Origin of the sequence: Lysobacter stagni (genome assembly GCF_030053425.1) — a bacterium.
GTDB lineage: Bacteria > Pseudomonadota > Gammaproteobacteria > Xanthomonadales > Xanthomonadaceae > Lysobacter_J > Lysobacter_J stagni.
The window spans coordinates 2,122,480-2,144,288 of record NZ_JASGBI010000001.1 but is presented as its reverse complement, the minus strand read 5'-3'; the positions used below and the strand labels follow the sequence as shown (position 1 = coordinate 2,144,288).

Annotated in this window: 25 protein-coding genes; 6 read left to right on the top strand and 19 right to left on the bottom strand. The window is 67.3% G+C overall.

Annotated features, from left to right (window positions below):
• Positions 1–548: 548 nt before the first annotated feature.
• From folP to rlmE, 3 genes are all read right to left on the bottom strand, one after another.
• Positions 549–1,448 (bottom strand): dihydropteroate synthase, encoded by a 900-nt coding sequence (folP, locus tag QLQ15_RS10010; RefSeq protein ID WP_283212646.1) that lies wholly within the window; start codon positions 1,446–1,448, stop codon positions 549–551.
• Between the two features lie 119 nt (positions 1,449–1,567).
• The gene (gene ftsH / locus QLQ15_RS10005) at positions 1,568–3,463 is read right to left on the bottom strand and encodes an ATP-dependent zinc metalloprotease FtsH (protein ID WP_283212645.1); all 1,896 of its coding nucleotides are present in this window, start codon (positions 3,461–3,463) and stop codon (positions 1,568–1,570) included.
• Between the two features lie 76 nt (positions 3,464–3,539).
• The gene (rlmE, locus tag QLQ15_RS10000; protein ID WP_283212644.1) at positions 3,540–4,187 is read right to left on the bottom strand and encodes a 23S rRNA (uridine(2552)-2'-O)-methyltransferase RlmE; all 648 of its coding nucleotides are present in this window, start codon (positions 4,185–4,187) and stop codon (positions 3,540–3,542) included.
• 67 nt (positions 4,188–4,254) lie between these two features.
• Between rlmE and yhbY the strand changes: the two genes are divergently transcribed.
• Genes yhbY through QLQ15_RS09985 form a run of 3 tightly spaced genes read left to right on the top strand, consistent with a single transcriptional unit; the run spans position 4,255 to position 5,584 of the window.
• A complete protein-coding gene (gene yhbY / locus QLQ15_RS09995) occupies positions 4,255–4,560 on the top strand; it encodes a ribosome assembly RNA-binding protein YhbY (RefSeq protein ID WP_283212643.1) in 306 nt (101 codons plus the stop codon).
• Between the two features lie 54 nt (positions 4,561–4,614).
• Entirely contained in the window at positions 4,615–4,989 is a 375-nt protein-coding gene (locus QLQ15_RS09990) for an Mth938-like domain-containing protein (RefSeq protein WP_283212642.1), read from the top strand.
• 1 nt (position 4,990) lies between these two features.
• Positions 4,991–5,584 carry a D-Ala-D-Ala carboxypeptidase family metallohydrolase gene (locus QLQ15_RS09985; protein WP_283212641.1) on the top strand — a complete coding sequence of 198 codons (594 nt, stop codon included), beginning with the start codon at positions 4,991–4,993 and terminating at the stop codon, positions 5,582–5,584.
• On the opposite strand, the gene QLQ15_RS09980 is transcribed toward QLQ15_RS09985, so the two are convergent.
• The 5 genes from QLQ15_RS09980 to surE are packed head-to-tail and all read right to left on the bottom strand — an operon-like array spanning position 5,542 to position 9,378.
• Positions 5,542–6,459: an endonuclease/exonuclease/phosphatase family protein gene (locus tag QLQ15_RS09980; protein WP_283212640.1), complete on the bottom strand. Its 918-nt coding sequence runs from the start codon at positions 6,457–6,459 to the stop codon at positions 5,542–5,544. The two genes, QLQ15_RS09985 and QLQ15_RS09980, sit on opposite strands and share 43 nt — an antisense overlap.
• Entirely contained in the window at positions 6,456–7,262 is an 807-nt protein-coding gene (locus QLQ15_RS09975) for a peptidoglycan DD-metalloendopeptidase family protein (protein ID WP_283212639.1), read from the bottom strand. Before QLQ15_RS09975 ends, QLQ15_RS09980 begins: the two co-directional genes overlap by 4 nt.
• Positions 7,241–7,855 (bottom strand): YqaA family protein, encoded by a 615-nt coding sequence (locus QLQ15_RS09970; RefSeq protein ID WP_283212638.1) that lies wholly within the window; start codon positions 7,853–7,855, stop codon positions 7,241–7,243. The genes QLQ15_RS09975 and QLQ15_RS09970 overlap by 22 nt, the downstream gene beginning before the upstream one ends.
• 57 nt (positions 7,856–7,912) lie before the next feature.
• On the bottom strand, positions 7,913–8,590 hold the full coding sequence (locus tag QLQ15_RS09965) for a protein-L-isoaspartate(D-aspartate) O-methyltransferase (RefSeq protein WP_283212637.1): 678 nt from the start codon (positions 8,588–8,590) through the stop codon (positions 7,913–7,915).
• Positions 8,587–9,378, bottom strand: coding sequence for a 5'/3'-nucleotidase SurE (surE, locus tag QLQ15_RS09960; RefSeq protein ID WP_283212636.1), 792 nt, complete (start codon positions 9,376–9,378; stop codon positions 8,587–8,589). The genes QLQ15_RS09965 and surE overlap by 4 nt, the downstream gene beginning before the upstream one ends.
• A gap of 148 nt (positions 9,379–9,526) precedes the next feature.
• Between surE and QLQ15_RS09955 the strand changes: the two genes are divergently transcribed.
• Positions 9,527–10,090 (top strand): Smr/MutS family protein, encoded by a 564-nt coding sequence (locus QLQ15_RS09955; protein ID WP_283212635.1) that lies wholly within the window; start codon positions 9,527–9,529, stop codon positions 10,088–10,090.
• Between the two features lie 24 nt (positions 10,091–10,114).
• Here the strand turns inward: QLQ15_RS09955 and QLQ15_RS09950 are convergent, their stop codons facing one another.
• The 10 genes from QLQ15_RS09950 to QLQ15_RS09905 form a co-directional block, all read right to left on the bottom strand.
• A complete protein-coding gene (locus QLQ15_RS09950; RefSeq protein WP_283212634.1) occupies positions 10,115–10,351 on the bottom strand; it encodes a hypothetical protein in 237 nt (78 codons plus the stop codon).
• Positions 10,352–10,519: 168 nt separating this feature from the next.
• Positions 10,520–11,578 carry a tRNA pseudouridine(13) synthase TruD gene (truD, locus tag QLQ15_RS09945; RefSeq protein ID WP_283212633.1) on the bottom strand — a complete coding sequence of 353 codons (1,059 nt, stop codon included), beginning with the start codon at positions 11,576–11,578 and terminating at the stop codon, positions 10,520–10,522.
• Entirely contained in the window at positions 11,575–12,060 is a 486-nt protein-coding gene (ispF, locus tag QLQ15_RS09940; protein ID WP_283212632.1) for a 2-C-methyl-D-erythritol 2,4-cyclodiphosphate synthase, read from the bottom strand. The genes truD and ispF overlap by 4 nt, the downstream gene beginning before the upstream one ends.
• Entirely contained in the window at positions 12,057–12,740 is a 684-nt protein-coding gene (gene ispD / locus QLQ15_RS09935; RefSeq protein WP_283212631.1) for a 2-C-methyl-D-erythritol 4-phosphate cytidylyltransferase, read from the bottom strand. Before ispD ends, ispF begins: the two co-directional genes overlap by 4 nt.
• The gene (ftsB, locus tag QLQ15_RS09930) at positions 12,740–13,102 is read right to left on the bottom strand and encodes a cell division protein FtsB (protein ID WP_283212630.1); all 363 of its coding nucleotides are present in this window, start codon (positions 13,100–13,102) and stop codon (positions 12,740–12,742) included. Before ftsB ends, ispD begins: the two co-directional genes overlap by 1 nt.
• Before the next feature lie 18 nt (positions 13,103–13,120).
• Positions 13,121–14,407, bottom strand: coding sequence for a phosphopyruvate hydratase (eno, locus tag QLQ15_RS09925; RefSeq protein WP_283212629.1), 1,287 nt, complete (start codon positions 14,405–14,407; stop codon positions 13,121–13,123).
• 148 nt (positions 14,408–14,555) lie between these two features.
• Positions 14,556–15,389: a 3-deoxy-8-phosphooctulonate synthase gene (gene kdsA, locus QLQ15_RS09920; protein ID WP_283213989.1), complete on the bottom strand. Its 834-nt coding sequence runs from the start codon at positions 15,387–15,389 to the stop codon at positions 14,556–14,558.
• Positions 15,390–15,396: 7 nt separating this feature from the next.
• Positions 15,397–15,888 carry an acyltransferase gene (locus QLQ15_RS09915; RefSeq protein ID WP_283212628.1) on the bottom strand — a complete coding sequence of 164 codons (492 nt, stop codon included), beginning with the start codon at positions 15,886–15,888 and terminating at the stop codon, positions 15,397–15,399.
• Positions 15,885–17,549 carry a CTP synthase gene (pyrG, locus tag QLQ15_RS09910; protein ID WP_283212627.1) on the bottom strand — a complete coding sequence of 555 codons (1,665 nt, stop codon included), beginning with the start codon at positions 17,547–17,549 and terminating at the stop codon, positions 15,885–15,887. The genes QLQ15_RS09915 and pyrG overlap by 4 nt, the downstream gene beginning before the upstream one ends.
• 265 nt (positions 17,550–17,814) lie before the next feature.
• A complete protein-coding gene (locus QLQ15_RS09905; protein ID WP_283212626.1) occupies positions 17,815–18,066 on the bottom strand; it encodes a hypothetical protein in 252 nt (83 codons plus the stop codon).
• 175 nt (positions 18,067–18,241) lie between these two features.
• On the opposite strand from QLQ15_RS09905, the gene QLQ15_RS09900 reads away from it, so the two are divergent.
• Both QLQ15_RS09900 and parE read left to right on the top strand, forming a co-directional pair.
• On the top strand, positions 18,242–18,934 hold the full coding sequence (locus QLQ15_RS09900; RefSeq protein ID WP_283212625.1) for a hypothetical protein: 693 nt from the start codon (positions 18,242–18,244) through the stop codon (positions 18,932–18,934).
• A gap of 25 nt (positions 18,935–18,959) precedes the next feature.
• A complete protein-coding gene (gene parE, locus QLQ15_RS09895) occupies positions 18,960–20,867 on the top strand; it encodes a DNA topoisomerase IV subunit B (protein WP_283212624.1) in 1,908 nt (635 codons plus the stop codon).
• 137 nt (positions 20,868–21,004) lie between these two features.
• Here the strand turns inward: parE and hutG are convergent, their stop codons facing one another.
• Positions 21,005–21,799 carry an N-formylglutamate deformylase gene (hutG, locus tag QLQ15_RS09890; RefSeq protein ID WP_283212623.1) on the bottom strand — a complete coding sequence of 265 codons (795 nt, stop codon included), beginning with the start codon at positions 21,797–21,799 and terminating at the stop codon, positions 21,005–21,007.
• Positions 21,800–21,809 lie beyond the last annotated feature (10 nt).

The window sequence follows — 21,809 nt, the reverse complement described above, 5'->3', positions numbered from 1 at the left end:
CGCTGTGGAGAACCGCTGGGGCAAGGCTGTTGATAACCGCCTGCAGCCCAGCAATGCCAAGGGCCCTGGCATGTTTGGCGAAACTTTCGCCAGGCGGCTGCCGCTATCCACACAGGCTGTGGACAAGCCTGCGGACAGCGGTGTGGAGAGACGCCGCATACGTTGCAGCGGCGGGCGCTCGCCCAGGATTGATCAAAAAATGGCCACTCCGCGAAACCGGCAACGCGAGGTGCGGAACGCTTTGCTGCACTCGCAACATGCAGCTATCCACACAGCCTGTGGACAAACCTGCGGACAGCAATGGGACGACAGTGCTGCACGCCTTGCGCCACAAGCATTGCAAGAGGGTTGGCTAAAAATTGACCGCAAAAATCGTTTGACTTGCGACCCATCGCGCGCTCCACGAACGCATCGCGGCAACGGTGCGCTGCAGGCAGCGTCGCTGCTTGTCCACAGTCGCTGTGGACAAGCATGCGGACAGGTGTGTGCTTATCGGGTTCCACGCCTTGCGCCACAAGGCCTGCAGGAATGTGATCAGAATTTCGCCATCACTCGTCGTCGGGCCAGCGCGGCATCGACGGCGACGCCTTCGCGCGCGGCATCGTTTGCGATGCAACGGCGTTCCAGACCTTCAGCGCATCGACGGTCGCCGCGACATCGTGCACGCGCAGCAGTTTCGCGCCGTGCTGCGCGGCGATGAGGTGTGCTGCAACCGATCCGCTGGCGCGCTCGCGCGGATCGTCGCGGCCGACGATCTCGCCGATGGTGCGCTTGCGCGAAAGTCCGGCAAGCAGCGGCACGCCCAGCTCGGCGAACCGCTCCAGCTGCGCCAGCAGCAGCAGGTTGTGCTGCGTGTTCTTGCCGAAACCGAAGCCCGGGTCGACGACGATCTTCTTCTTCGCGATGCCGGCCATCTCGGCGGCGAAGATGCGCTCAGCCAGGAAACGGTGCACCTGCGCGACGACATCGTCGTAGTGCGGTGCCTCCTGCATCGAACGCGGCTCGCCCTGCATGTGCATCAGCACCACCGGCACGCCCAGTTCCGCCGCCGCGTCCAATGCGCCCTCGCGCCGCAGGCCGTAGACATCGTTGATCATGCCGGCACCTGCACGCACGGCCGCGCGCATCACTTCCGGCTTGGACGTGTCGATGCTGATGGGCAGCGAGGTTTCCTTCGCCAGGCGCTCGATCACCGGAATCGTGCGGCTCAGCTCTTCCTCGACGGACACCTCCGCCGCGCCCGGGCGCGTGGATTCACCGCCGACATCCAGAATGTCCGCGCCCTCCTCCGCAAGTCGCAGCGCGTGTGCGACCGCAGCGTCCAGCGTGTCGTGCGCGCCGCCGTCGGAGAACGAATCCGGAGTGACGTTGACGATTCCCATCACGCGCGGGCGATCCAGCACGAGCGGGCGGCCGTTACAGTCGAGGGTGAGCGCGAGATCGAACATGGGTCTGGGATGGGAGCTCGGGACAGGAGGCTGAAAGCCTAACGCCGAATGCGCATGGCCGTCCCGCAAAGAAAAACGGCGCCGTCTCCGGCGCCGTTTTCAGGTGTCCAGTACTGGACTCAGGTCTGCGCGGCAGGACCGCCGATCGCGCCAGGGCGCTCACCGTCGTCCTTGTTCGTGCGACCCGACTTCGACCAGTCGGCCGGCGGGCCCGGCGTGCGGCCGGCCATGATGTCGTCGATCTGGTGCGCGTCGATGGTCTCATACTGCAGCAGCGCATCGGCCATCACGTGCAGCTTGTCGAGGTTGTCCTTGAGGATCTGCGTGGTGCGGCCGTAGGCCCTGTCGAGGATGTCGCGCACGACTTCGTCGATCTTGCGCGCGGTCTCGTTCGACACGTTCTTGTGCTGCGTGACCGAACGACCGAGGAACACTTCGTCCTCTTCCTCGCCGAAGGTGATCGGGCCGAGCTCGGACAGACCCCACTTGGTGACCATGTTGCGCGCCATCTTGGTCGCACGCTCGATGTCGTTGGAGGCACCGGTGGTGACCTTGTCGACACCGAAGATCAGCTCTTCGGCAACACGACCGCCGTACAGCGAGCACAGCTGCGATTCGATGGCGACCTTGTTCATCGAGTACTTGTCGCCTTCCGGCAGGTACATGGTCACGCCCAGCGCGCGGCCGCGCGGGATGATGGTGACCTTGTAGACCGGGTCGTGCTCGGGAACGAGGCGACCGACGATGGCATGACCCGCCTCGTGGAATGCGGTGAGCTTCTTCTCGTCCTCGCTCATCGCCATCGAGCGGCGCTCGGCGCCCATCAGGATCTTGTCGCGCGCCTTGTCGAAGTGCTCCATGCGCACGTCCTTGGCGTTCTCGCGCGCGGCGAACAGGGCCGCCTCGTTGCAGAGGTTGGCCAGGTCCGCGCCGGAGAAGCCCGGCGTACCGCGCGCGATCGTCATCGGCTCGACGTCGTCGTGCAGCGGCAGCTTGCGCATGTGCACGCGCAGGATCTGCTCGCGGCCCTTCACGTCCGGCAGCCCCACCACGACCTGGCGGTCGAAGCGGCCCGGGCGCAGCAGCGCGGGATCGAGCACGTCGGGGCGGTTCGTCGCGGCGATCACGATCACGCCTTCGCCGCCTTCGAAACCGTCCATCTCCACCAGCAACTGGTTGAGGGTCTGCTCGCGCTCGTCGTGACCACCGCCGAGGCCGGCGCCGCGATGACGGCCGACCGCGTCGATCTCGTCGATGAAGATGATGCACGGCGCGTGCTTCTTGGCCTGCTCGAACATGTCGCGCACGCGGCTGGCGCCGACGCCGACGAACATCTCGACGAAGTCCGAACCGGAAATGCTGAAGAACGGCACCTTCGCCTCACCGGCGATGGCGCGCGCCAGCAGCGTCTTGCCGGTACCGGGCGGGCCGACCATCAGCACGCCGCGCGGGATCTTGCCGCCGAGCTTCTGGAACTTGGAGGGATCGCGCAGGAATTCGACGAGCTCGCCGACTTCTTCCTTGGCTTCGTCGCAACCGGCGACGTCGGCAAGGGTGACCTTGACCTGGTCCTCGCCCTGCAGCTTGGCGCGCGAACGGCCGAAGCTCATCGCGCCCTTGCTGCCGCCCTGCTGCATCTGCCGCATGAAATACAGCCAGATGCCGATGAACAGCAGCCACGGCAGCACGTTGATGAGGATGTAGAACAGCGTCGGGCCGTTTTGCGGCGGCTTCTGCTCGATGGCGACCTTGTGGTTGATCAGTTCGTTGATCAGGTCCTTGTCGTCCGGCTTGTAGGTCGTGAACTTGCTGCCGTCCTTGCGTTCACCGGTGATCGTGGTGCGATCGTCGCCGATCGTGACCTGCTTGACCCGGTCCTGCTGGACCTGCTGCACGAACTGGTCGTAGGCCAGCGCTTCGCTGCCCACCGCACGCGGTCCGAATGCCTGGAAGACCACCATCAGCACGACGGCGACGATCACCCAGAGCAGCAGATTCTTGGCCAAATCGTTCATCTATTTCCTACCTGTCGCCCGGAGGCGTTGGTTGCGTACGGGCGCTACCATGCGCCACGGACGGATGTCCTGAACCTTACTTCATTACCGCGCGCTTGCCCTGTGCCAGCGCGTAGACCTCGGGCGACCGCTTGCGCGATGCCTCCGGCTTGCGGATCACGACCTTGTCGTACCGCCGGCGCAGCTCCTTCACGTATTCATCGAAGCCGACTCCCTGGAACAGTTTGATCAGGAAGTTGCCGCCGGTACGCAGGTGCTGGTCGGCGAAGTCCATTGCCAACTCGGACAGATACATCGCCCGGGGCATGTCGACCGCGTCCACACCGCTCTTATTGGGGGCCATGTCGGACAGGACAAGGTCCACCGGCTGACCGCCCAGCGCGGCCACCAGTCGGGATAGGACCGCATCCTCCCTGAAATCCCCATGAAGGAATTCGACCCCGGCCAGGGACGGCATTTCCAGGATGTCCAGCGCGATGACACGGCCCGGACGGGCCGGATCCATGCGGTCCAGCTCCTGGCGGAGCCACTGCGACCACCCGCCGGGGGCGGCGCCCAGGTCGACCACGACCATGCCCGGCTTGAGCAGGCGATCGCGCTCGACCAGTTCTTCGAGCTTGTAAGCCGCACGCGAGCGCAGGCCTTCCGCCTTGGCCTTCTTCACGAAGGGATCGGAAAAGTGTTCCTTGAGCCAGCGCTGGCTGGATTTGCTGCGCGTCGCCATCGGGCGTGAGGGGGGTGGGGGCGGTCATGATACCCTGCGCGCCCCCGCCTGATTCCCGTGATTCGCGATGCAGACCGTCCTGACCTCCGCCCAGACCCGCTTCCTGCGAGGCCAGGCGCATGACCTCAAGGCCATGCTGCAGGTGGGCGGCAAGGGAGTCACGGACGCCCTGGTGGCCGAGATCGATCTGGCACTGGAACACCACGAGCTGATCAAGGTGAAGGTGGGCGCCGAGGACCGGGACGCCCGCGACGCCATGATCGATGACATCGCCGAGCGCACCGGCGCCGCGCTGGTCCAGCGCATCGGCCATACGGCCGTGCTGTACCGTCCCAGCAAGGACAAGCGCCAGATCGTCCTGCCCCGCGCCTGAGCCGGCGGGGCCGGCGGGACTTCCAATCCGGCGCCACGACCCCATCACGGCCCCATGCAGCTCAATCTCGAACACCCCGATCAAGAGTTCTACCTGCGCGCGGCCGATGGCGTCTCGGCGCGGGTGAACGAGCGCCAACTGACCACCAGCTTCATCCTCTCGCCCAGCCACCTGGCCGAGGGCTGGCCCGTGCGCGACGTGAAAGCCATGACGCCGCAGGACCTGGACGCCGTGCTCGCACTCGCGCCGGAAGTCGTCCTGCTCGGCAGCGGTGCGACGCAGGCATTCCCGCCCGCAGCCGTGGTCGCCGCCTGCCTGCGCCAGGGCGTGGGCCTGGAAACGATGACCAACGCCGCCGCGGCCCGCACGTTCAACGTGCTGGCGAGCGAAGGCCGGCGCGTGGTCGCGGCGTTCGTGCTCGCCGGCTGACGTGCGCGTCGCGCTCGCCGCGGCCCTGCTCGGCGCGCTCACCGCCTGCTCTGCCCCGCCGTCGACGCAGGCAGAGCGCTACGCCCACTGGCTCGCCGGCGATGCGCGCGGCGACGTCGATGCCTACGCGCGCTTTCTGCGTCTGCAGGGTGTCGAAGGCGTCGTGTCCATGCCGCAATTGCTGACCACGGCGCGCCGCTGGCACCGCTGCGATGCCCCGGAATTCGCCGTCCCGCCGCGAAGCCACTGGCAGGCGATCGTCCCGACCCTGCAGCTCATTCGCGAATTGCGGAACAACGGCCTGCTGGGCGATGCGCGAATCGCCTCCGCATGGCGGAACGAAACGCTCAACCGCTGCGAAGGCGGCAGCTCGCGCAGCCGGCATGTCGCCAATAACGCGCTGGACTTCGACCTCGGACCGGCGTCGGGCGAGCTGGCGCGCCTGTGTCGCGTCTGGCGAACGATCGGCCAGGCGCGCCGATTCGGCCTCGGCTATTACGACGGGCGGCGCATACACATCGATACGTTCGGATTCCGAACCTGGGGACCCGATTACCACCGCGGAACGTCGCGGTGCGTGTCCGTCCCGCCGTGATCGCAGCGCCCGCCGGATACCCACGGCAGGCGCACCCACACGCCGAAGTGATCCGATGCCCACGCACCGTCCGCATCGGGGCGATCCAGGATCCGTTGCGCCTGCGGCCGGCAGAACGCGTCGCGCCGTGCATAGATGCGGTCGATGCGCGCCGGCGGGTTGAACGTCGCGTTGAGCGTGGCATGCGCCGGGCGCTCGACGTCGCTGCCCTCGTGCGCGGCGGCATAGGCATCGACGAATCCGGCGCGCAACGGCGCCAACTCCGCCGTTTCCGCCGTGGTGTTGAAGTCGCCGCCGATCACGGTCGCGCCATCGCCACGGGTGATCGCGACGAAGTCCATCAGGTCCTGTATCTGCCGTGCGCGCGTGGCGCCACTACGGTCGGTGAAGTTGAGATGCACCACGTACGCATCCACGGCACGGCCGCGCACGGTCGTCCGCACGTGGCCGGCGATGCGGTAGTCATCGACGGGCTGCAACGCGCGCGAACCGCGCTGCGTCATCGGCTCGCGCGTGAGAATGGCATTGCCATAGCGCCGGACCTTCCCTGGCGCATCCACCGATACGAAGTACCAGTGGTAGCCCAGCCGCTGCGCGAGCGTCCCCGCCTGGTTCGGCAGCGCGGCATCCTGCAGCACCTCCTGGAGGAGGATCACATCGGGCGACCGTGCCTGCAGTTCGTCAGCGATGATGCGCTGGCGATGCGGCCAGTCGTTGCGGTCGTGCCAGAGGTTGAGCGTCACCACGCTCAGCGGCGCGTCGTCACCGCGCGGATCTTCATGCGGTACCGACTGGCACGCGGCCAGCGCTGCCAGCAGGGCTGCGAACGCAGCCCTCGCCCATCTGCGTGCGCGCGGCGCGCACGACACCGTCATTGCTTGGGCAGGTACAGCAGCGGATCGACCGGTTTGCCGTTGTAACGCACCTCGAAATGCAGCATTTCGCGCGGCGCGCCACTGCGACCCATCTCGGCAATCTGCTGGCCCGCGCGTACGAGCTGGCCTTCGTTGACCAGGCGGTTGCGGTTGTGTCCGTACGCGGACAGCCACTGGTCGTTGTGCTTGATGATGATCAGCTCGCCGTAACCGACCAGGCCCGAGCCGGAATACACCACCACGCCATCGGCGGCGGCGCGCACCGGCGCGCCACTGTTGCCGGCGATGTCGATGCCCTGCTTGGTCGGTTCGCCCGCGACGTAACGCCCGATGAGCTGGCCGTCGGCGGGCCAGCGCCACTTGAAGTCGCTGGCCGGAGGTGCGACGGGCGTGGCCGGTTTTGGTGTGGTCGGCTTGGTCGTAGCCGGCGGGGTTGCGGTGGTGCCGGTCGAAGGCCGCGTGCTCGTCGTCGACGAGGGGCGCGAGCTCGAGACGGAACCACTGCCCGGATACAGCCTCAGGTTCTGCCCCGGATAGATGGTGTAGGGCGAGGGAATGCCGTTCCACGCCGCCAGATCCTGCGCACGGATGCTGTTGCGCGAGGCGATCGAGAACAGCGTGTCGCCGCGCCTGACCGTGGTGGTCACGCCGTACTTCGGTCGAGACGGCGCCGAGGATGCGCCCGGCTCGCGATACACCTTCGTGCTGGCGCAGCCGCCCAGCAGGACGACGGCGAAGGCCACGCCGATGGCGATGCGCGTTGTACCGGTCATGCGTTCTCTCATCCGATCTGCGCCTTCCATACCAGCCAGCCGATCGCACCCGCCAGCAACACCAGCGCGAGCCAGCCGATCGGCTCGATGTAGCGCCGAAGCATCGCCTCGGCACGCACGCCGCCCAGGCGGATGGCCAGCGCGACCAGATACACGCGCTTGCCGCGACCGATGAGCATGCTCAGCACGTACTGCGGCATGGGCACGCCGACGATACCCGAGGCCCATGTGAAGACCTTCATCGGAATCGGCGCGAACCCGCCCACCACCAGCAACCAGAACACCGCCCACGGCGATTCGGCCATTTTCGCCTGAACCGTGGCGATACCCGATTCGATACCGCCCAGCATGCCAAGTGCGGCGAAAAGGGGCTTGACCGCTTCGAATGCGTAATGCCCGAGCGCGTAACCGATCAGCGCGCCCACCATCGAGCCGGCCAGGCTGATCGTGGCGAACCAGAATCCGCGTCGCGGCTGCGCCACGCACATCGGCGCCAGCATGACCTCGGGCATGACCGGGAAGATGATCGCCTCGATGAAGCTCAACCCGACCAGATAGACCGGTGCGCGGCGATGGCGTGCCCAGACGAGGGCTCGCTCGTAAAGCGGTCCAAAGATCTTCAACGGCAACCCCTGCCCTTCAATGTTCGTCAGTGTGCGTGGCGGTACGTCGGCACGGCGTCAGTCGACCATGCCCGACAGCAGCGGCACGAACACCACCGGCGCCAGCGTCTGTTGCGTGACGACGCCGTCGGCATCCTTCGACACCTTCAGCAGCGACTGCGAGCCCGCACCGCCGACCGGCGCGATCAGCGCGCCGCCGTTGGCCAGCTGGTCGGTCAGCGCATCCACCAGCGCAGGTGCGGCGGCGGTGACGATGATCGCGTCGAACGGCCCGTTTTCCGGCCAGCCGATGCGGCCGTCGTCGTGCTTGCTGCGGATGTTCATGCCGAGCTGGCGGAAGCGCTTGCGCGCCGTGCGCAGCAACTCGCCGATGCGTTCAACGGTATGCACTTCCAGCCCCAGCGCGGCGAGCACGGCGGCCTGGTAGCCCGAGCCGGTACCGATCTCCAACACTTTCGCCGGCGCGTTCTCAAGCAATGCCTCGGTCATCTTGGCGACCACCCACGGCTGCGAGATCGTCTGGCCGTGGCCGATAGGCAGCGCGGTGTCCTCGTAGGCGCGCGTGGCCAGCGCTTCGTCGACGAACAGGTGGCGCGGCACGGTGCGGATCGCGTTGAGCACGCGTTCGTCGCGGATGCCGTTCTCGCGCAGGCGCTCGACCAGGCGGTCGCGCACGCGCTGCGAGGTCATGCCCGAACCGATGGCCTCGGGCTGAAGGCGCATGCGCAGCGTCACGCCACGCGCTCCGGGCGATGTCCCAGCGAAACGGCCAGGCCGTCGACCCAGCTGGCTACCTGATCGAGCGCGTGATAGCGGGTCAGGTCGACCTGGATCGGCGTGATGGAGATGTGGCCCGTGCGCACGGCGTGGAAATCGGTGCCGGGGCCGGCGTCCTGCTCGGCGCCGGCGGGGCCGATCCACCACCATTGCCGGCCGCGCGGATCCTGCTGCGGAATACAGGCTTCGGCGCGGTGGCGGTTGCCCAGGCGCGTGACCTCGAAGCCGCGCACTTCCGACCAGGGCACGTCGGGCACGTTCACGTTGAGGATGGTGTCGGCGGGCAGCGGGTCCACGCGCAGGCGGGCGATGATCTCGACCGCGGCGCGGGCGGCCGTTTCGTAATGCCTGCCGGTGTGGTCCACCGTCTGCAGCGACATCGCCACGGCCGGCAGGCCGAGGAAACGGCCTTCCATCGCCGCGGCGACGGTGCCCGAGTAGATGACGTCATCGCCCAGGTTGGCGGTGTTGTTGATGCCGGACACGACGATGTCCGGCTCGACCTCGAGCATGCCCGTGATGGCCACGTGCACGCAGTCGGTCGGGGTGCCGTACACCCGCCAGGTCGAGCCGTCAAGCTGCTGCACGCGCACCGGGGCGTCCAGCGTGAGCGAGTTGCTGGCACCGGAGCGGTCCCGGTCGGGCGCCACCACCAGCACTTCGTGCCCGGCGGCGCGCAGACCTTCGGCGAGGATACGGATACCGGGGGCGTCGACGCCGTCGTCGTTGCTGACCAGAACTCGCATGGACTCCCTTGATGCTGGATCTTGCCGATCGTGGAACACACGCGGCGCGACGCCGCACGGTGTGGTCCCATGATAGCCGATGAACCCGGCGCGTCCGGCGACCGCCGCCACGGCTTGCGCCGCCGGTCGGCATCGCTAGGCTTGTGGCATGAGCGGAAAACGCCCCGACGACGAAGACGCCAGCGAACTGTTCCGCGCCGCGATCGGCCCGGTCCGGCGGCTGGACGACACTGCGCCGCCACCCCAGGCGCCGCGGCCGCGGCCGCGTGCGCGCATGGCCGAGCGCGATGAGGCGCACGCGCGCGAGGAGTTCCGCCATGCGCTGGACAGCAGCCTGCTGGAAGCCGGCGACGCGCTGAGTTACCGCCGCGACGAAATATCGCCGCGCCTGCTGCAGAAGTTGCGTCGGGGCGAGATCGCCGTGCAGGAGGAACTCGACCTGCATGGCGCCGATACACGCGAGGCGGAACAGCTGCTGCGCGCGTTCCTGCACGATGCCCGCCAGCACGGCGTGGGCTGCGTGCGGATCATCCACGGGAAGGGGTTGCATGGCGCCGCGTCGATCGCGTCGAGCGGGCTGCCGGTGCTCAAGAACCTGGTCGACCGCATGCTGCGCCAGCGCGCGGACGTGCTTGCCTTCCACTCGGCGCCGCCGGCTCAGGGCGGCACTGGAGCGGTTCTGGTGCTGCTCGCGCCCCGCCGTCTTCGGTGATCCGGCAGGGCCGCGAGCAGGGAATCAACGATCCGGCTGATGGGCGATCTGGCGTTCGCTCAGCGTCGGCGGATTGACCCAGTTCACCTCGACGCCGCGACGACGCGCGATCTCCTCGACCCGGGAGATGTAATCCGAATCCGGGTCGATGAGGCTGGGTTCGCGTGGTTCGGCCGAGGCACTCTTGGTTTCCATGCCGGCGCAGGCCGACAGGCCCAGGATCGCCAGCGACAACACAGCCATGCGTAAGGATGCGTTCATGACGACATCTCCATGACGTGGTCGTCGTACCCCTCGGGTACGGCGGCAACGGGCATCACGCCCGTGCACATCCGGGATATACCCCCGCCTGTCGGCCACACCAGTGCCACCGGATGCTTTCCGACGAACGGCTTGCGGCGCGTCATTCACGCCGTGCGCGCTCTCCGTTCAGCCGCTGCGACCGACCGCGCGAACCTCGCCAAGTTCGGACATCACCACCGTCGCGTAGGCACCGGGCGGCAGCGAGAAGGCGACCTCGAGCACGTCCTCCGCCTGCCAGTTCCACGCCAGTCCGACAGGACGCAGCCGCAATGCACGGCGCTCCTGTTTGAGGCCCTCCGCCTCAAGTCCGGCACGCAATGCGATGGCCTCGTCGTCGGACAGTGCCGAGGACTCGCACTCGAAGGCGGCATCGGTGGTGCGCAGCTCGCCACGCCCCCACAACGGCCCGGTCGGATGGATGTCGAATGCGTCCAGCCGCTGCGCCAGCACCTCGTCGAACGACTGCGGCCCGAACACGCTGCGGCTGCCGTCCAGCATCCACACCTCGCCGTCGAGCGGGCGGTCCCAGCAACCCATCTCCACGCGCCGGGCCAGCACGCGATTGAACAGTTCCGAACGCGCCGCCGACAGCAGCAGCGTGCGCTGCTCGCGACGCACACGCCGACCGGCGAACATCGCCCGCGCGTTGGCGACGTTGTCGCCGTCGCGGCCGAAACGCTGCTCGCCGAAATAGTTCGGCACGCCGCGTTCGTCGATGGCACGCAGCCGTGCCTCGATGGCGTCGCGCTCACCTTCCACGCCGCGCAGCACCAGCACGAAGCGGTTGCCTGCCAGCGCGCCGCGCGGCAGCTTCTTCGCGTGCCAGGCGTGTTCAACCAGACGCAAGCGTTCCGAGTCGCCGTCGATGTCCAGCGTCGACAGGTCCGGCGCGATTTTCTTCGGCAGGTGCACGCTGAAGCGCTGGCGGGTGACGGCATGGCGATCCTTCAGGCCCGCATAGCCGATGGCCATCTCGCCCACGCCCGCCCACTGCGCGAGATGGCGCGCGGCGAACGCGGTGTTCATGCCGCGCTTTTCGATGGTCAGCAACAGGTGTTCGCCGCTGCCACTGGGCTCGAAACCCGGGAGCTCCTCGACGAAGAAGTCCTCTGGCGCGCTGCGCATGCGCGCGGTGAGCACGGCATCGCCGTGGGCGCGCGGAAGAACCGGCTCGGATCCGTTCATGGCTTCACCAGCAGACACACGGCCATCGCCGCGATGCCCTCGCCACGCCCCGTGAAGCCCAGCTTCTCGGTGGTGGTCGCCTTGATGCTCACCGCGTCCAGCGTGATGTCCAGGTCCTGCGCCAGCAACTCGCGCATCGCCTGCGCATGCGGGCCGACCTTGGGACGTTCGCAGATCACGGTGACATCCGCGTTGCCGACCTGCCAGCCGCGCTCGCGCACCAGCGCATTGCAGTGTCGCAGGAAAGCGCGGCTGTCCGCGCCCTTCCATTGCGGGTCGCTCGGCGGGAAGTGCTTGCCGATGTCGCCCAGCGCCAGCGCGCCAAGCATCGCGTCGCACAGCGCATGGATGACGACGTCGCCATCGGAGTGCGCCACCACGCCGCGTTCGTGCGGCACGCGCACGCCGCCCAGCACGACGTGGTCGCCTTCGCCGAAGGCGTGCACGTCGTAACCCTGACCGATGCGGAACATCGCGCTCATCGTTGCCTCAACAGGTAGTCGGCCAACCCAAGGTCGGCCTGCGTCGTGACTTTCAGATTGTCCTCACGGCCCTCGACCAGCGCCGGGCGCACGCCCATGCGCTCCATCGCCATCGCCTCGTCGGTGACGACCACGCCTTCGGCGCGCGCGGCCTCCAGCGCGGCCGTCAGTGCACCACGACGGAACGCCTGCGGCGTGAACGCGCGCCACAGGTAGGTGCGCGGCTCGGTCGAAACGATGCGCGCATCGGCATCAGCACGCTTGAGCGTGTCGCGCAACGGCGCACCGAGGATGGCGCCCGCCGCGTGCGCGCTGGCGACGGCGATCAGGCGGCCGATGTCTTCACCGCGCAGGTTCGGGCGGGCCGCGTCGTGTACCAGCACCAGCGCGTCGTCGCCGACATCGTCCGGCAGTGCACGCAATGCGGCGAGTACCGAGTCGGCGCGCTCGCCACCGCCCACGCAACGCAGCACAGGCTTGCCATGGCGCTGGGTCCATCCGGGCCAGCGCGCGTCGTCGGCCGACAGCGCGACCATTGCTCCGGCCACACGCGGATGCGACAGCAGCGCGTCGAGCGCGTGGGCGATCAGCGGCCGACCGGCGACTTCGAGGTATTGCTTGGGAACCTCGCCGCCGAAGCGCGTTCCGCGACCGGCAGCGGGGAGCACAGCCCAGATCATCAGGGTTCCTGCGGCGCCGGCGCGTCGGCGGGCGCGTCACCGTCGGCGGTGACAGCCTCATCCTGCGTGCCGGCCGCACCATCGGGCTCGACCACACGGTAGAACGTCTCGCCGGGCTTGATCATGCCCAGCTCGCTGCGCGCACGCTCCTCGACAGCGGCCTCGCCGGACTTGAGGTCCTCGACTTCCGCGGCCAGTGCATCGTTGCGCTGCTGCAGTCCCGCGTTCTCGCGGGTCTGCTGTTTCACCTGCTGCTCCAGGCGGGCGACCGAGCGGCTGCCGCCCTCGCCCACCCACAGCCTGTACTGGAGGAACGCCAGCAACCCGACCAGCACCACCACCAGCAGTCGCAACCAGCGCATGCGCCCGCGCTCCGTGCCTTAGCGCTTGAGCGAGACGAAGGCGTCGCGGCCGGCGTACTTCGCGGCCGAGCCCAGCGCTTCCTCGATGCGCAGCAGCTGGTTGTACTTGGCCACGCGGTCGCTGCGGCACAGCGAGCCGGTCTTGATCTGCGTGGCGGTCGTGGCCACCGCGATGTCGGAGATCGTGGTGTCCTCGGTTTCGCCCGAACGGTGCGAGACGATGGCCGCGTAACGGTTGGCGTCGGCCATCGCGATGGCTTCCAGCGTCTCGGTGAGCGTGCCGATCTGGTTGACCTTGATGAGGATGGCGTTGGCCACGCCCTGGTCGATGCCTTCCTTGAAGATCTTCGGGTTGGTGACGAACAGGTCGTCGCCAACCAGCTGCACCTTGTTGCCGATCTTGTCGGTGAGCTGCTTCCAGCCGGCCCAGTCGTGCTCGGCCATGCCATCTTCGATGGTGACGATCGGGTACTGCGCGGCCCAGTTGGCGAGGAAGTCGACGAACTGCTCGCTGGTCAGGCGCTTGCCTTCACCGGTGAGGTTGTACTTGCCGTTCTCGTAGAACTCGCTGGAGGCGACGTCCAGGCCGAGCAGGATGTCCTCACCCGCCTTGTAGCCGGCCTTGCCGATGGCTTCCAGGATGGTTTCCAGCGCTTCCTCGTTGGAACGCAGGTCCGGTGCGAAGCCACCCTCGTCGCCGACGGCCGTGCTCAGGCCGCGGCCCTTGAGCACGGCCTTGAGTGCATGGAACACCTCGGTGCCGGCGCGCAGCGCTTCGGCGAAATTGTCGACGCCGACGGGCAGGATCATGAATTCCTGCAGATCGACGTTGTTGTCGGCATGCGCGCCGCCGTTGATGATGTTCATCATCGGCACCGGCAGCACGGCCTCGCGACCGCCGGCCAGGTACTTCCACAGCGGCAGCTTCTTCGACGCGGCGACGGCATGCGCGTTGGCCAGCGACACGCCCAGCAGGGCGTTCGCGCCCAGGCGGCCCTTATTCTCGGTGCCGTCCAGATCGATCATGCGGCGATCCAGGCCGGCCTGGTCGTTGGCGTCGAAGCCTTCCAGCGTCTTGGCGATGGCAGTGTTGACGTTCTCCACCGCCTTGCGCACGCCCTTGCCCAGGTAGCGGGTCTTGTCGCCGTCGCGCAGCTCCACGGCCTCCTTGGTGCCGGTCGAAGCGCCCGACGGCACCGCGGCGCGGCCGAAGCTGCCGTCGCTCAGGGTGACTTCGGCTTCGAGGGTCGGATTGCCGCGGCTGTCGAGGATTTCGCGGGCGTGGACTTTGGCGATGGTCGTCATGGGTTTCGTCGTGGGTTGGCGAGATCGGTTGGACGCGGTCGGCGGGAGGCAGACGAAGCGGATGGACACGGATTAAAGCAGAAGCCGGACCGGGCGGCATGCGCGCGCCTCGTTCCGGCTCCTGATCCGCAGCTTCCGCGTCGGCAAATCAGACGCTGGATTCGAGGAAGCCGTTCTTCTTGGTGATACGGTCCAGCTCCAGCAAAGTCCCCAGCAGCGCACGCATCTTCGGCAGCGGCCAGGCGTTGGGGCCGTCGGACAGGGCCTCGTCCGGGACCGGATGGGTTTCCATGAAGATGCCGTCGATGCCGACCGCGATGGCCGCGCGCGCCAGCACCGGCACGAACTCGCGCTGGCCGCCGCTCTTGCCGCCGGCGCCGCCGGGCAGCTGCACCGAGTGCGTGGCGTCGAACACGACCGGACAACCGGTGTCGCGCATCACGCTCAGCGAGCGCATGTCGCTGACCAGGTTGTTGTAGCCGAAGGACACACCGCGCTCGCAGGCCATGATCTGTGTGTTGCCGGTGGCCTTGGCCTTGTCGGTCACGTGCTTCATTTCCCACGGCGACAGGAACTGGCCCTTCTTGATGTTCACCGGCTTGCCGGCGCGGGCCACGTTCTGGATGAAGTCGGTCTGACGGCACAGGAAGGCCGGCGTCTGCAGCACGTCGACGACCGAGGCGACCTCGTTCATCGGTGTGTATTCGTGCACGTCGGTCAGCACCGGCACGCCGATCTGCTTCTTCACCTCGGCCAGCACCTTGAGGCCTTCTTCCAGGCCCGGACCGCGGAAGCTGGTGCCCGAGGTACGGTTGGCCTTGTCGAAGCTGGACTTGAAGATGAAGTTGATGCCCAGCTCGGAGGTGATTTCCTTGAGCTTGCCGGCGGTGTCGAGCTGCAGCTGCATCGACTCGATCACGCACGGCCCGGCAATCAGGAAGAAGGGTTTGTCCAGTCCGACTTCGAATCCACAGAGGTTCATCCTCTCGTTACTCATGCCTGGTCTCTCCATCGAGCATCTTGATGATTCGGGCCGGCACACCGCCGACTACCGCGTAGGCTGGCACGTCGCGGGTCACGACCGATCCGGCCGCGACCACCGCATGTTCGCCGATCGTGCAGGGACCAATGATCGTTGCTCCCGAGCATATCCACGCACCCTGCTTGATCGTGATGTCGCGGCCCTTCTGCGGAACGGCAGTCTGCCGTTCGCGATTGAACCGCGTGGCATCGTGGGTCCCGGTGAGGACCTTCACCTCGTGCCCGAAGAACGCCCAGTCTTCGACGCGGACGCTGCCAGACGACAGATTGAAGGTGGCGTTGTTGACCTCGGCGTTCGGAGCGATGTCCAGCGTATTGGCCCCGTCGGCCGATTCGAACACAAGCGGGCGGTTCAGCACGACGTTCCTGACGAACGCCTCGGTTTCCGGATCGGCGAGGATCCTGCGCAGCAGGTCCTTGAAATCGTCGTCGCTGATCAAGCGCTGGCTTCCTTCAGCAGTCGGCCACCGGCCTGCGCCCTGTTCTCGCGCGCGGCACGGATGAAACCGACGAACAGCGGATGGCCGTCGCGTGGGGTGGACAGGAACTCCGGGTGCGCCTGGCACGCCAGGAACCACGGATGCTTGTCGCGCGACAGCTCGACCATCTCCACCAGCAGGTCGTCCATCGACTTGGCACTGATGGTGAGGCCGGCGTCTTCCAGCTGCGTGCGGTAGCGGTTGTTGAACTCGTAGCGATGGCGGTGGCGCTCGGCGACGACGTCCTTGCCGTACATGTCGCGCGAGAGCGTGCCCGGCTTGAGGCGCTGCTCCTGCAGGCCCAGGCGCATGGTGCCGCCCAGGTCGCTCTCTTCGCTGCGGCGCTCGATCTCGCCACTGGAGGTGCGCCACTCGGTGATCAGGCCGATCACCGGATGCGGGCTGGCCTTGTCGTTCTCGGTGCTGTTGGCTCCGTTGAGGCCGGCCACGTGGCGGGCGTAATCCACCACCGCCGCCTGCATGCCGTAGCAGATGCCGAAGTACGGGACGCCATGCTCGCGCGCATAGCGCGCCGTGAGCACCTTGCCTTCGAAGCCGCGGTCGCCGAAACCGCCCGGCACCAGGATGCCGTCGACGTCGTTCAACGATTCCACGCCCTGCTGCTCGATGTCGCTGGATTCCAGCCACTTCAGCTTCACGCGCGTGCGCTGGCGCAGGCCGCCGTGCTTGAGCGCCTCGCCGACCGACTTGTATGCGTCCTGGTGATCGACGTACTTGCCGACCACGGCAATGGTGACGGTGTCGACCGGATGCTCGCTGGCATCGACCACTTCGTCCCACTGCGACAGGTCGGCCGGACCGGCGTTGATGCGCAGCCGATCGAGGATGATCGTGTCCAGCCCTTCCTCGTGGAAGCGGCGCGGCATCTTGTAGATGTTGTCCAGGTCCACGGCCGAGATGACGGCGCGCTCGGGCACGTTGGTGAACAGCGCGATCTTGCGGCGCTCGCTGTCGGGCAGCGGCTGCTCGCTTCGGCACAGCAGCACGTCGGGCTGGATACCGATGGAGCGCAGTTCCTTCACCGAATGCTGGGTCGGCTTGGTCTTCAGCTCGCCGGCGGCGGCGATCCACGGCACCAGGGTCAGGTGCATGAAGAGCGCGCCCTCGGGACCGCGCTCGCTGCGGATCTGGCGGATGGCTTCGAGGAACGGCAGCGATTCGATGTCGCCGACCGTGCCGCCGATCTCGACCAGGCCCACGTCGAAGCCTTCGGTGGCCTCGATGATGCAACGCTTGATCTCGTCGGTGATGTGCGGGATCACCTGCACGGTGCCGCCGAGGTAGTCGCCGCGGCGTTCCTTGCGGATCACGTTGTCGTAGATCCGGCCGGTGGTGATGGAGTTCTTGCGGGACAGGCGCGTGCGCAGGTAGCGCTCGTAGTGGCCCAGGTCCAGGTCGGTCTCGGCGCCGTCGTCGGTGACGTACACCTCGCCGTGCTGGAACGGGCTCATCGTGCCCGGGTCGACGTTGATGTAGGGGTCGAGCTTCATCATCGTCACGCGCAGGCCGCGCGCTTCGAGGACGGCCGCCAGCGAGGCTGCCGCGATGCCCTTGCCAAGTGAGGACACCACGCCGCCGGTGACGAAAATCAGGGGAGTCATGGTTTTGCTGCCGCTGGAAAGCCGTAGTTTACAGGCTGAGAGTTACGGCCGCGACCTTGACGCGGAACAGCGTGTTCATTCCGTCGCCGCAGTCCGCGCGTCATCGGTCGATGGCGCCCGGCGGGGCGGCGTCCCACCCGGCGCGTCGAACCCTCTCGATGGCCGGAAGCCAGGCGTCATTTGCCGCAGGCCGTCACGCGCTGCCCAAACGACGACGCCCCGGCAGGGGCCGGGGCGTCTGGGGTCCGTGCGGAAGCGGCGCCGATCAGCGCTCGTCCTCTTCCTCGGGCTCGCGTTCGGGCGGGCGCTTGGCCTTGTCCTTCTTCTGCGTCTTGGCCTGGTCGGCCTGTGCCTTGTCGGCGCCCTGCCCGGCGTTCGCGCCCTGGCGGGATTGCGGGGCCTGCGACGATTCCTGACGGGACTTGGCGTCGGCCTGGGCGTCCTGCTGCGCGAATGCGGCGGGCATCGCCAGCGCGGCGACAATGGCGGTCGGAAGCAGAAGCGTGCGGATGTTCATTCGTGTCTCCTCGATTGCAGCGTACGGGCCGAAACCCGCGGGCACCCTACCCGTGCAGCCCATGCTGACCGCTGAACGCGCTCTTGACAAACCGCCCCACCCCCCAGATCCGCGCTCGCGCGCTTGACCCCCTGCCGCACCATGGCATCCTCGCCGCTCCAACAGGGGAACCGCCGTGCATCCGCTTCGCCTTCTCGCCTTGCCGTTGTTGCTGTCCTGGTCGCTTTCCGCGCTCGCCGCCGATCCGAAGCCGCTGCCGCCCGAACGCATCCAGATCAACCAGCTCACCAATGAAACGCAGCAGACCAGTTCCTCCCGGGAAACGGTCGACCTGGTCTGGTGGCTGCCGTCGCAGTTCTGGCTCGCGTCCGCGCGCAACGACGACCGCTCCGCGATGACGCAGATCGCCGGGCTCTTCGATCAGTACACGGTGGTCGCCGCCGTGAACGGCAAGATCGGCACGCTGGGCATCGACAAGTTCATGGACGAGAACGAACTGCGCGAGGCGATCCGCCTGCGCGGCGCCGACGGCAAGGAATACACGCCGATCGATCCCGGCAAGCTCGACCCGAAGGTGACGATGGTGTTCGGCGTGCTGAAGCCGGTCCTGGGCAGCATGATCGGCCAACTGGGCAACAACCTGCATTTCTTCGTGTTTCCCGCCAAGGGCAAGGACGGCAAGCCGCTGGCCGACCCGCTGGCACCGGGCAAGGTGAGCGTGCAGCTGGGCCAGGCGCGGTACGATTTCACCACCCCGCTCGGCAGCCTGCTGACGCCCCAGCGCGATCCGCGCACCGGCCAGACGTTCCCCGGCAGCTACCGCTTCAATCCCTATACCGGCAGCCAGCTCGAACCGCTGTCGGAATGAGCCCCCACTTCCGACGCATCCCAGAATGAGCAGCCGCTACAACGCCGCAGACATCGAAGTCCTTTCCGGCCTTGACCCCGTCAAGCGCCGCCCGGGCATGTACACCGACACCGCGCGGCCGAACCATCTGGCGCAGGAGGTCATCGACAACGCGGTCGACGAGGCGCTGGCCGGCCACGCGCGCACCGTGGAAGTGACGCTGCACAGCGACGGCAGCTGTTCGGTGTCCGACGACGGCCGCGGCATGCCCGTGGACATCCACCCGGAGGAGAAGATCCCCGGCGTGGAGCTGATCCTCACGCGCCTGCATGCGGGCGGCAAGTTCAGCAACAAGAACTACACCTTCTCCGGCGGCCTCCACGGCGTTGGCGTCAGCGTGGTCAACGCGCTGTCGAAGCATGTCGAAGTGCGCATCAAGCGCGACGGCAACGAATACCGCATGACCTTCAAGGACGGCGACCGCGCCTCGCCGCTGGAAGTCGTGGGCAGCGTGGGCAAGAAGAACACCGGCACGAGCGTCCACTTCTGGCCGGACGCGAAGTACTTCGATACGGTCAAGTTCAACCCCCGCTCGCTGCGCCACCTGCTGCGCGCCAAGGCGGTGCTGTGCCCCGGCCTGACGGTGAAGCTGTTCGAGGAGGCCACCGAAGAGCGCAACGAGTGGTACTACGAGGACGGCCTGCGCGATTACCTGCGTGGCGAGCTGGCCGAGCGCGAGCTCCTGCCGCCGGAGCTGTTCGTCGGCAAGTTGACCAAGGACACCGAAACCGCCGACTGGGCGGTGGCCTGGGTGCCCGATGGCGAGCTGGTGCAGGAAAGCTACGTCAACCTCATCCCGACCGCCCAGCACGGCACGCACGTCAACGGCCTGCGTACCGGCTTCACCGATGCGCTGCGCGAGTTCTGCGACTTCCGCAACCTGCTGCCGCGCGGCGTGAAGCTGGCACCGGAAGACGTGTGGGACCGAGTCGCCTTCGTGCTCAGCATCAAGATGACCGACCCGCAGTTCAGCGGGCAGACCAAGGAACGCCTGTCCTCGCGCCAGGCCGCTGCCTTCGTGGAGGGCGCTGCGCACGATGCGTTCTCACTGTGGCTCAACCAGCACGTGGAGCTGGGCGAGAAGATCGCGCAACTGGCCATCGAGCGTGCTGCGGCGCGCCTGAAGACCGAGAAGCAGGTCGTCCGCAAGAAGGTCACGCAGGGCCCTGCCCTGCCCGGAAAGCTGGCCGACTGCGTCAGCCAGGACCTCTCGCGCACCGAACTGTTCCTGGTGGAAGGCGACTCGGCCGGCGGCAGCGCACGGCAGGCACGCGACAAGGATTTCCAGGCCATCCTGCCGCTGCGCGGCAAGATCCTGAACACCTGGGAAGTCGCCTCCGGAAGCGTGCTCGCCTCGCAGGAAGTACACGACCTGGCGGTGGCCATCGGCTGCGACCCGGGCAAGGACGACATCTCGGGCCTGCGTTACGGCAAGGTCGTCATCCTCGCCGACGCCGACTCCGATGGCCTGCACATCGCAACGCTGCTGAGCGCGCTGTTCCTCAAGCATTTTCCGTCGCTGGTCGCCAACGGCAGCGTATTCGTGGCGATGCCGCCGCTGTTCCGCATCGACATCGGCAAGCAGGTGTTCTATGCGCTGGACGAAGAGGAAAAGCGCATCCTGCTGGAGAAGGTCGAGCGCGAGAAGAACGATCGCAAGAAGGGCTTCACCGGCCAGGTGCACGTCACCCGCTTCAAGGGCCTTGGCGAGATGAACCCCTCGCAGCTTCGCGAATCCACCATCCATCCGGACACCCGTCGCCTGGTGCAGCTGACCGTGGACGACGACACGCAGACGCATTCGCTGATGGACATGTTGCTGGCCAAGAAGCGTGCAGGCGATCGCAAGCAGTGGCTGGAGACGAAGGGCGACCTGGCCACGCTGGAGGTCTGACGGAATCAACGGGGCTCGGGAAACCGCGCCGAGCCCTGCCGTCGCGCTGAGCCTGGATGTGGCGCGCATCCACGGCGACACCGGCGGCATGATCGCGTGGTAGCCGGCGCCCGTTGACGGGCCGTCTGCCTGCAGGACTACAGATTTGACGCCAGCAGCGCGCGCAGCACGTCCTGCAGCACCGCCGCCTTGCCGGCCTGGTAGACGAAGCTGTCCTCGTCCATGTAGTTGCGCTGGCTGATCTCCAACTGCACCGCGTCGATACCGCGCGCGGGTTCGCCGTAGTGGCGCGTGATGTACCCGCCCTTGAAACGCCCGTTGACCACGAAGTCGTAATCCACCTGGCCGGACAACACCGCTTCCAGTCGCTGCTGCAATTGCGGCGAACAACTTGCGCCGTTCGACGTGCCCAGATTGAGGTCCGGCAGGCGGCCTTCGAAGAGGAATGGCAGGTCGCTGCCGCGGATCGAGTGGCCTTCCCACAGCACCACGCGACCATGCACGCCGTGCACACGGTCGATCTCCGCGCGCAGGGCATCGTGGTACGGGCGCCAGTACTGCTCGACGCGCGCGGCGACTTCATCCGGCGACGGAGCCTGGCCTTCCAGATAGACCGGTTCGCCGCTGAACCGCACTGCCGGACAAAGCCCCGTGGTGTTCTGGCCCGGATACAGCGAGGTGTCGTCCGGCGGACGGTTGAGATCGACCACATAGCGCGAATGACGCGGCACGATGACCGATGCACCCAGCGCGCGCGCAAAGTCGTAAAGGATGGACACGTGCCAGTCGGTGTCCGGCGCCTTGCGCGCGGCGGGAACCATGCGCGCGGCGAGGGCATCGGGGATGTGGCTGCCGTCGTGCGGCAGGCTCACGAACAGCGGCGCGGTGCCGCGATGCAGCGTGTAGATGTCGTGTTCGATAGGCGTGTTCATAGCGGGAAAC

Bases quoted from the DNA above. Each gene is read 5' to 3' on its own strand.
- folP (WP_283212646.1), bottom strand. From the start codon at position 1,448: ATGTTCGATCTCGCGCTCACCCTCGACTGTAACGGCCGCCCGCTCGTG.
- ftsH (WP_283212645.1), bottom strand. From the start codon at position 3,463: ATGAACGATTTGGCCAAGAATCTGCTGCTCTGGGTGATCGTCGCCGTC.
- rlmE (WP_283212644.1), bottom strand. From the start codon at position 4,187: ATGGCGACGCGCAGCAAATCCAGCCAGCGCTGGCTCAAGGAACACTTT.
- yhbY (WP_283212643.1), top strand. From the start codon at position 4,255: ATGCAGACCGTCCTGACCTCCGCCCAGACCCGCTTCCTGCGAGGCCAG.
- QLQ15_RS09990 (WP_283212642.1), top strand. From the start codon at position 4,615: ATGCAGCTCAATCTCGAACACCCCGATCAAGAGTTCTACCTGCGCGCG.
- QLQ15_RS09980 (WP_283212640.1), bottom strand. From the start codon at position 6,459: ATGACGGTGTCGTGCGCGCCGCGCGCACGCAGATGGGCGAGGGCTGCG.
- QLQ15_RS09975 (WP_283212639.1), bottom strand. From the start codon at position 7,262: ATGGAAGGCGCAGATCGGATGAGAGAACGCATGACCGGTACAACGCGC.
- surE (WP_283212636.1), bottom strand. From the start codon at position 9,378: ATGCGAGTTCTGGTCAGCAACGACGACGGCGTCGACGCCCCCGGTATC.
- QLQ15_RS09955 (WP_283212635.1), top strand. From the start codon at position 9,527: ATGAGCGGAAAACGCCCCGACGACGAAGACGCCAGCGAACTGTTCCGC.
- QLQ15_RS09950 (WP_283212634.1), bottom strand. From the start codon at position 10,351: ATGAACGCATCCTTACGCATGGCTGTGTTGTCGCTGGCGATCCTGGGC.
- truD (WP_283212633.1), bottom strand. From the start codon at position 11,578: ATGAACGGATCCGAGCCGGTTCTTCCGCGCGCCCACGGCGATGCCGTG.
- ispF (WP_283212632.1), bottom strand. From the start codon at position 12,060: ATGAGCGCGATGTTCCGCATCGGTCAGGGTTACGACGTGCACGCCTTC.
- ispD (WP_283212631.1), bottom strand. From the start codon at position 12,740: ATGATCTGGGCTGTGCTCCCCGCTGCCGGTCGCGGAACGCGCTTCGGC.
- ftsB (WP_283212630.1), bottom strand. From the start codon at position 13,102: ATGCGCTGGTTGCGACTGCTGGTGGTGGTGCTGGTCGGGTTGCTGGCG.
- eno (WP_283212629.1), bottom strand. From the start codon at position 14,407: ATGACGACCATCGCCAAAGTCCACGCCCGCGAAATCCTCGACAGCCGC.
- kdsA (WP_283213989.1), bottom strand. From the start codon at position 15,389: ATGAACCTCTGTGGATTCGAAGTCGGACTGGACAAACCCTTCTTCCTG.
- pyrG (WP_283212627.1), bottom strand. From the start codon at position 17,549: ATGACTCCCCTGATTTTCGTCACCGGCGGCGTGGTGTCCTCACTTGGC.
- QLQ15_RS09905 (WP_283212626.1), bottom strand. From the start codon at position 18,066: ATGAACATCCGCACGCTTCTGCTTCCGACCGCCATTGTCGCCGCGCTG.
- parE (WP_283212624.1), top strand. From the start codon at position 18,960: ATGAGCAGCCGCTACAACGCCGCAGACATCGAAGTCCTTTCCGGCCTT.
- hutG (WP_283212623.1), bottom strand. From the start codon at position 21,799: ATGAACACGCCTATCGAACACGACATCTACACGCTGCATCGCGGCACC.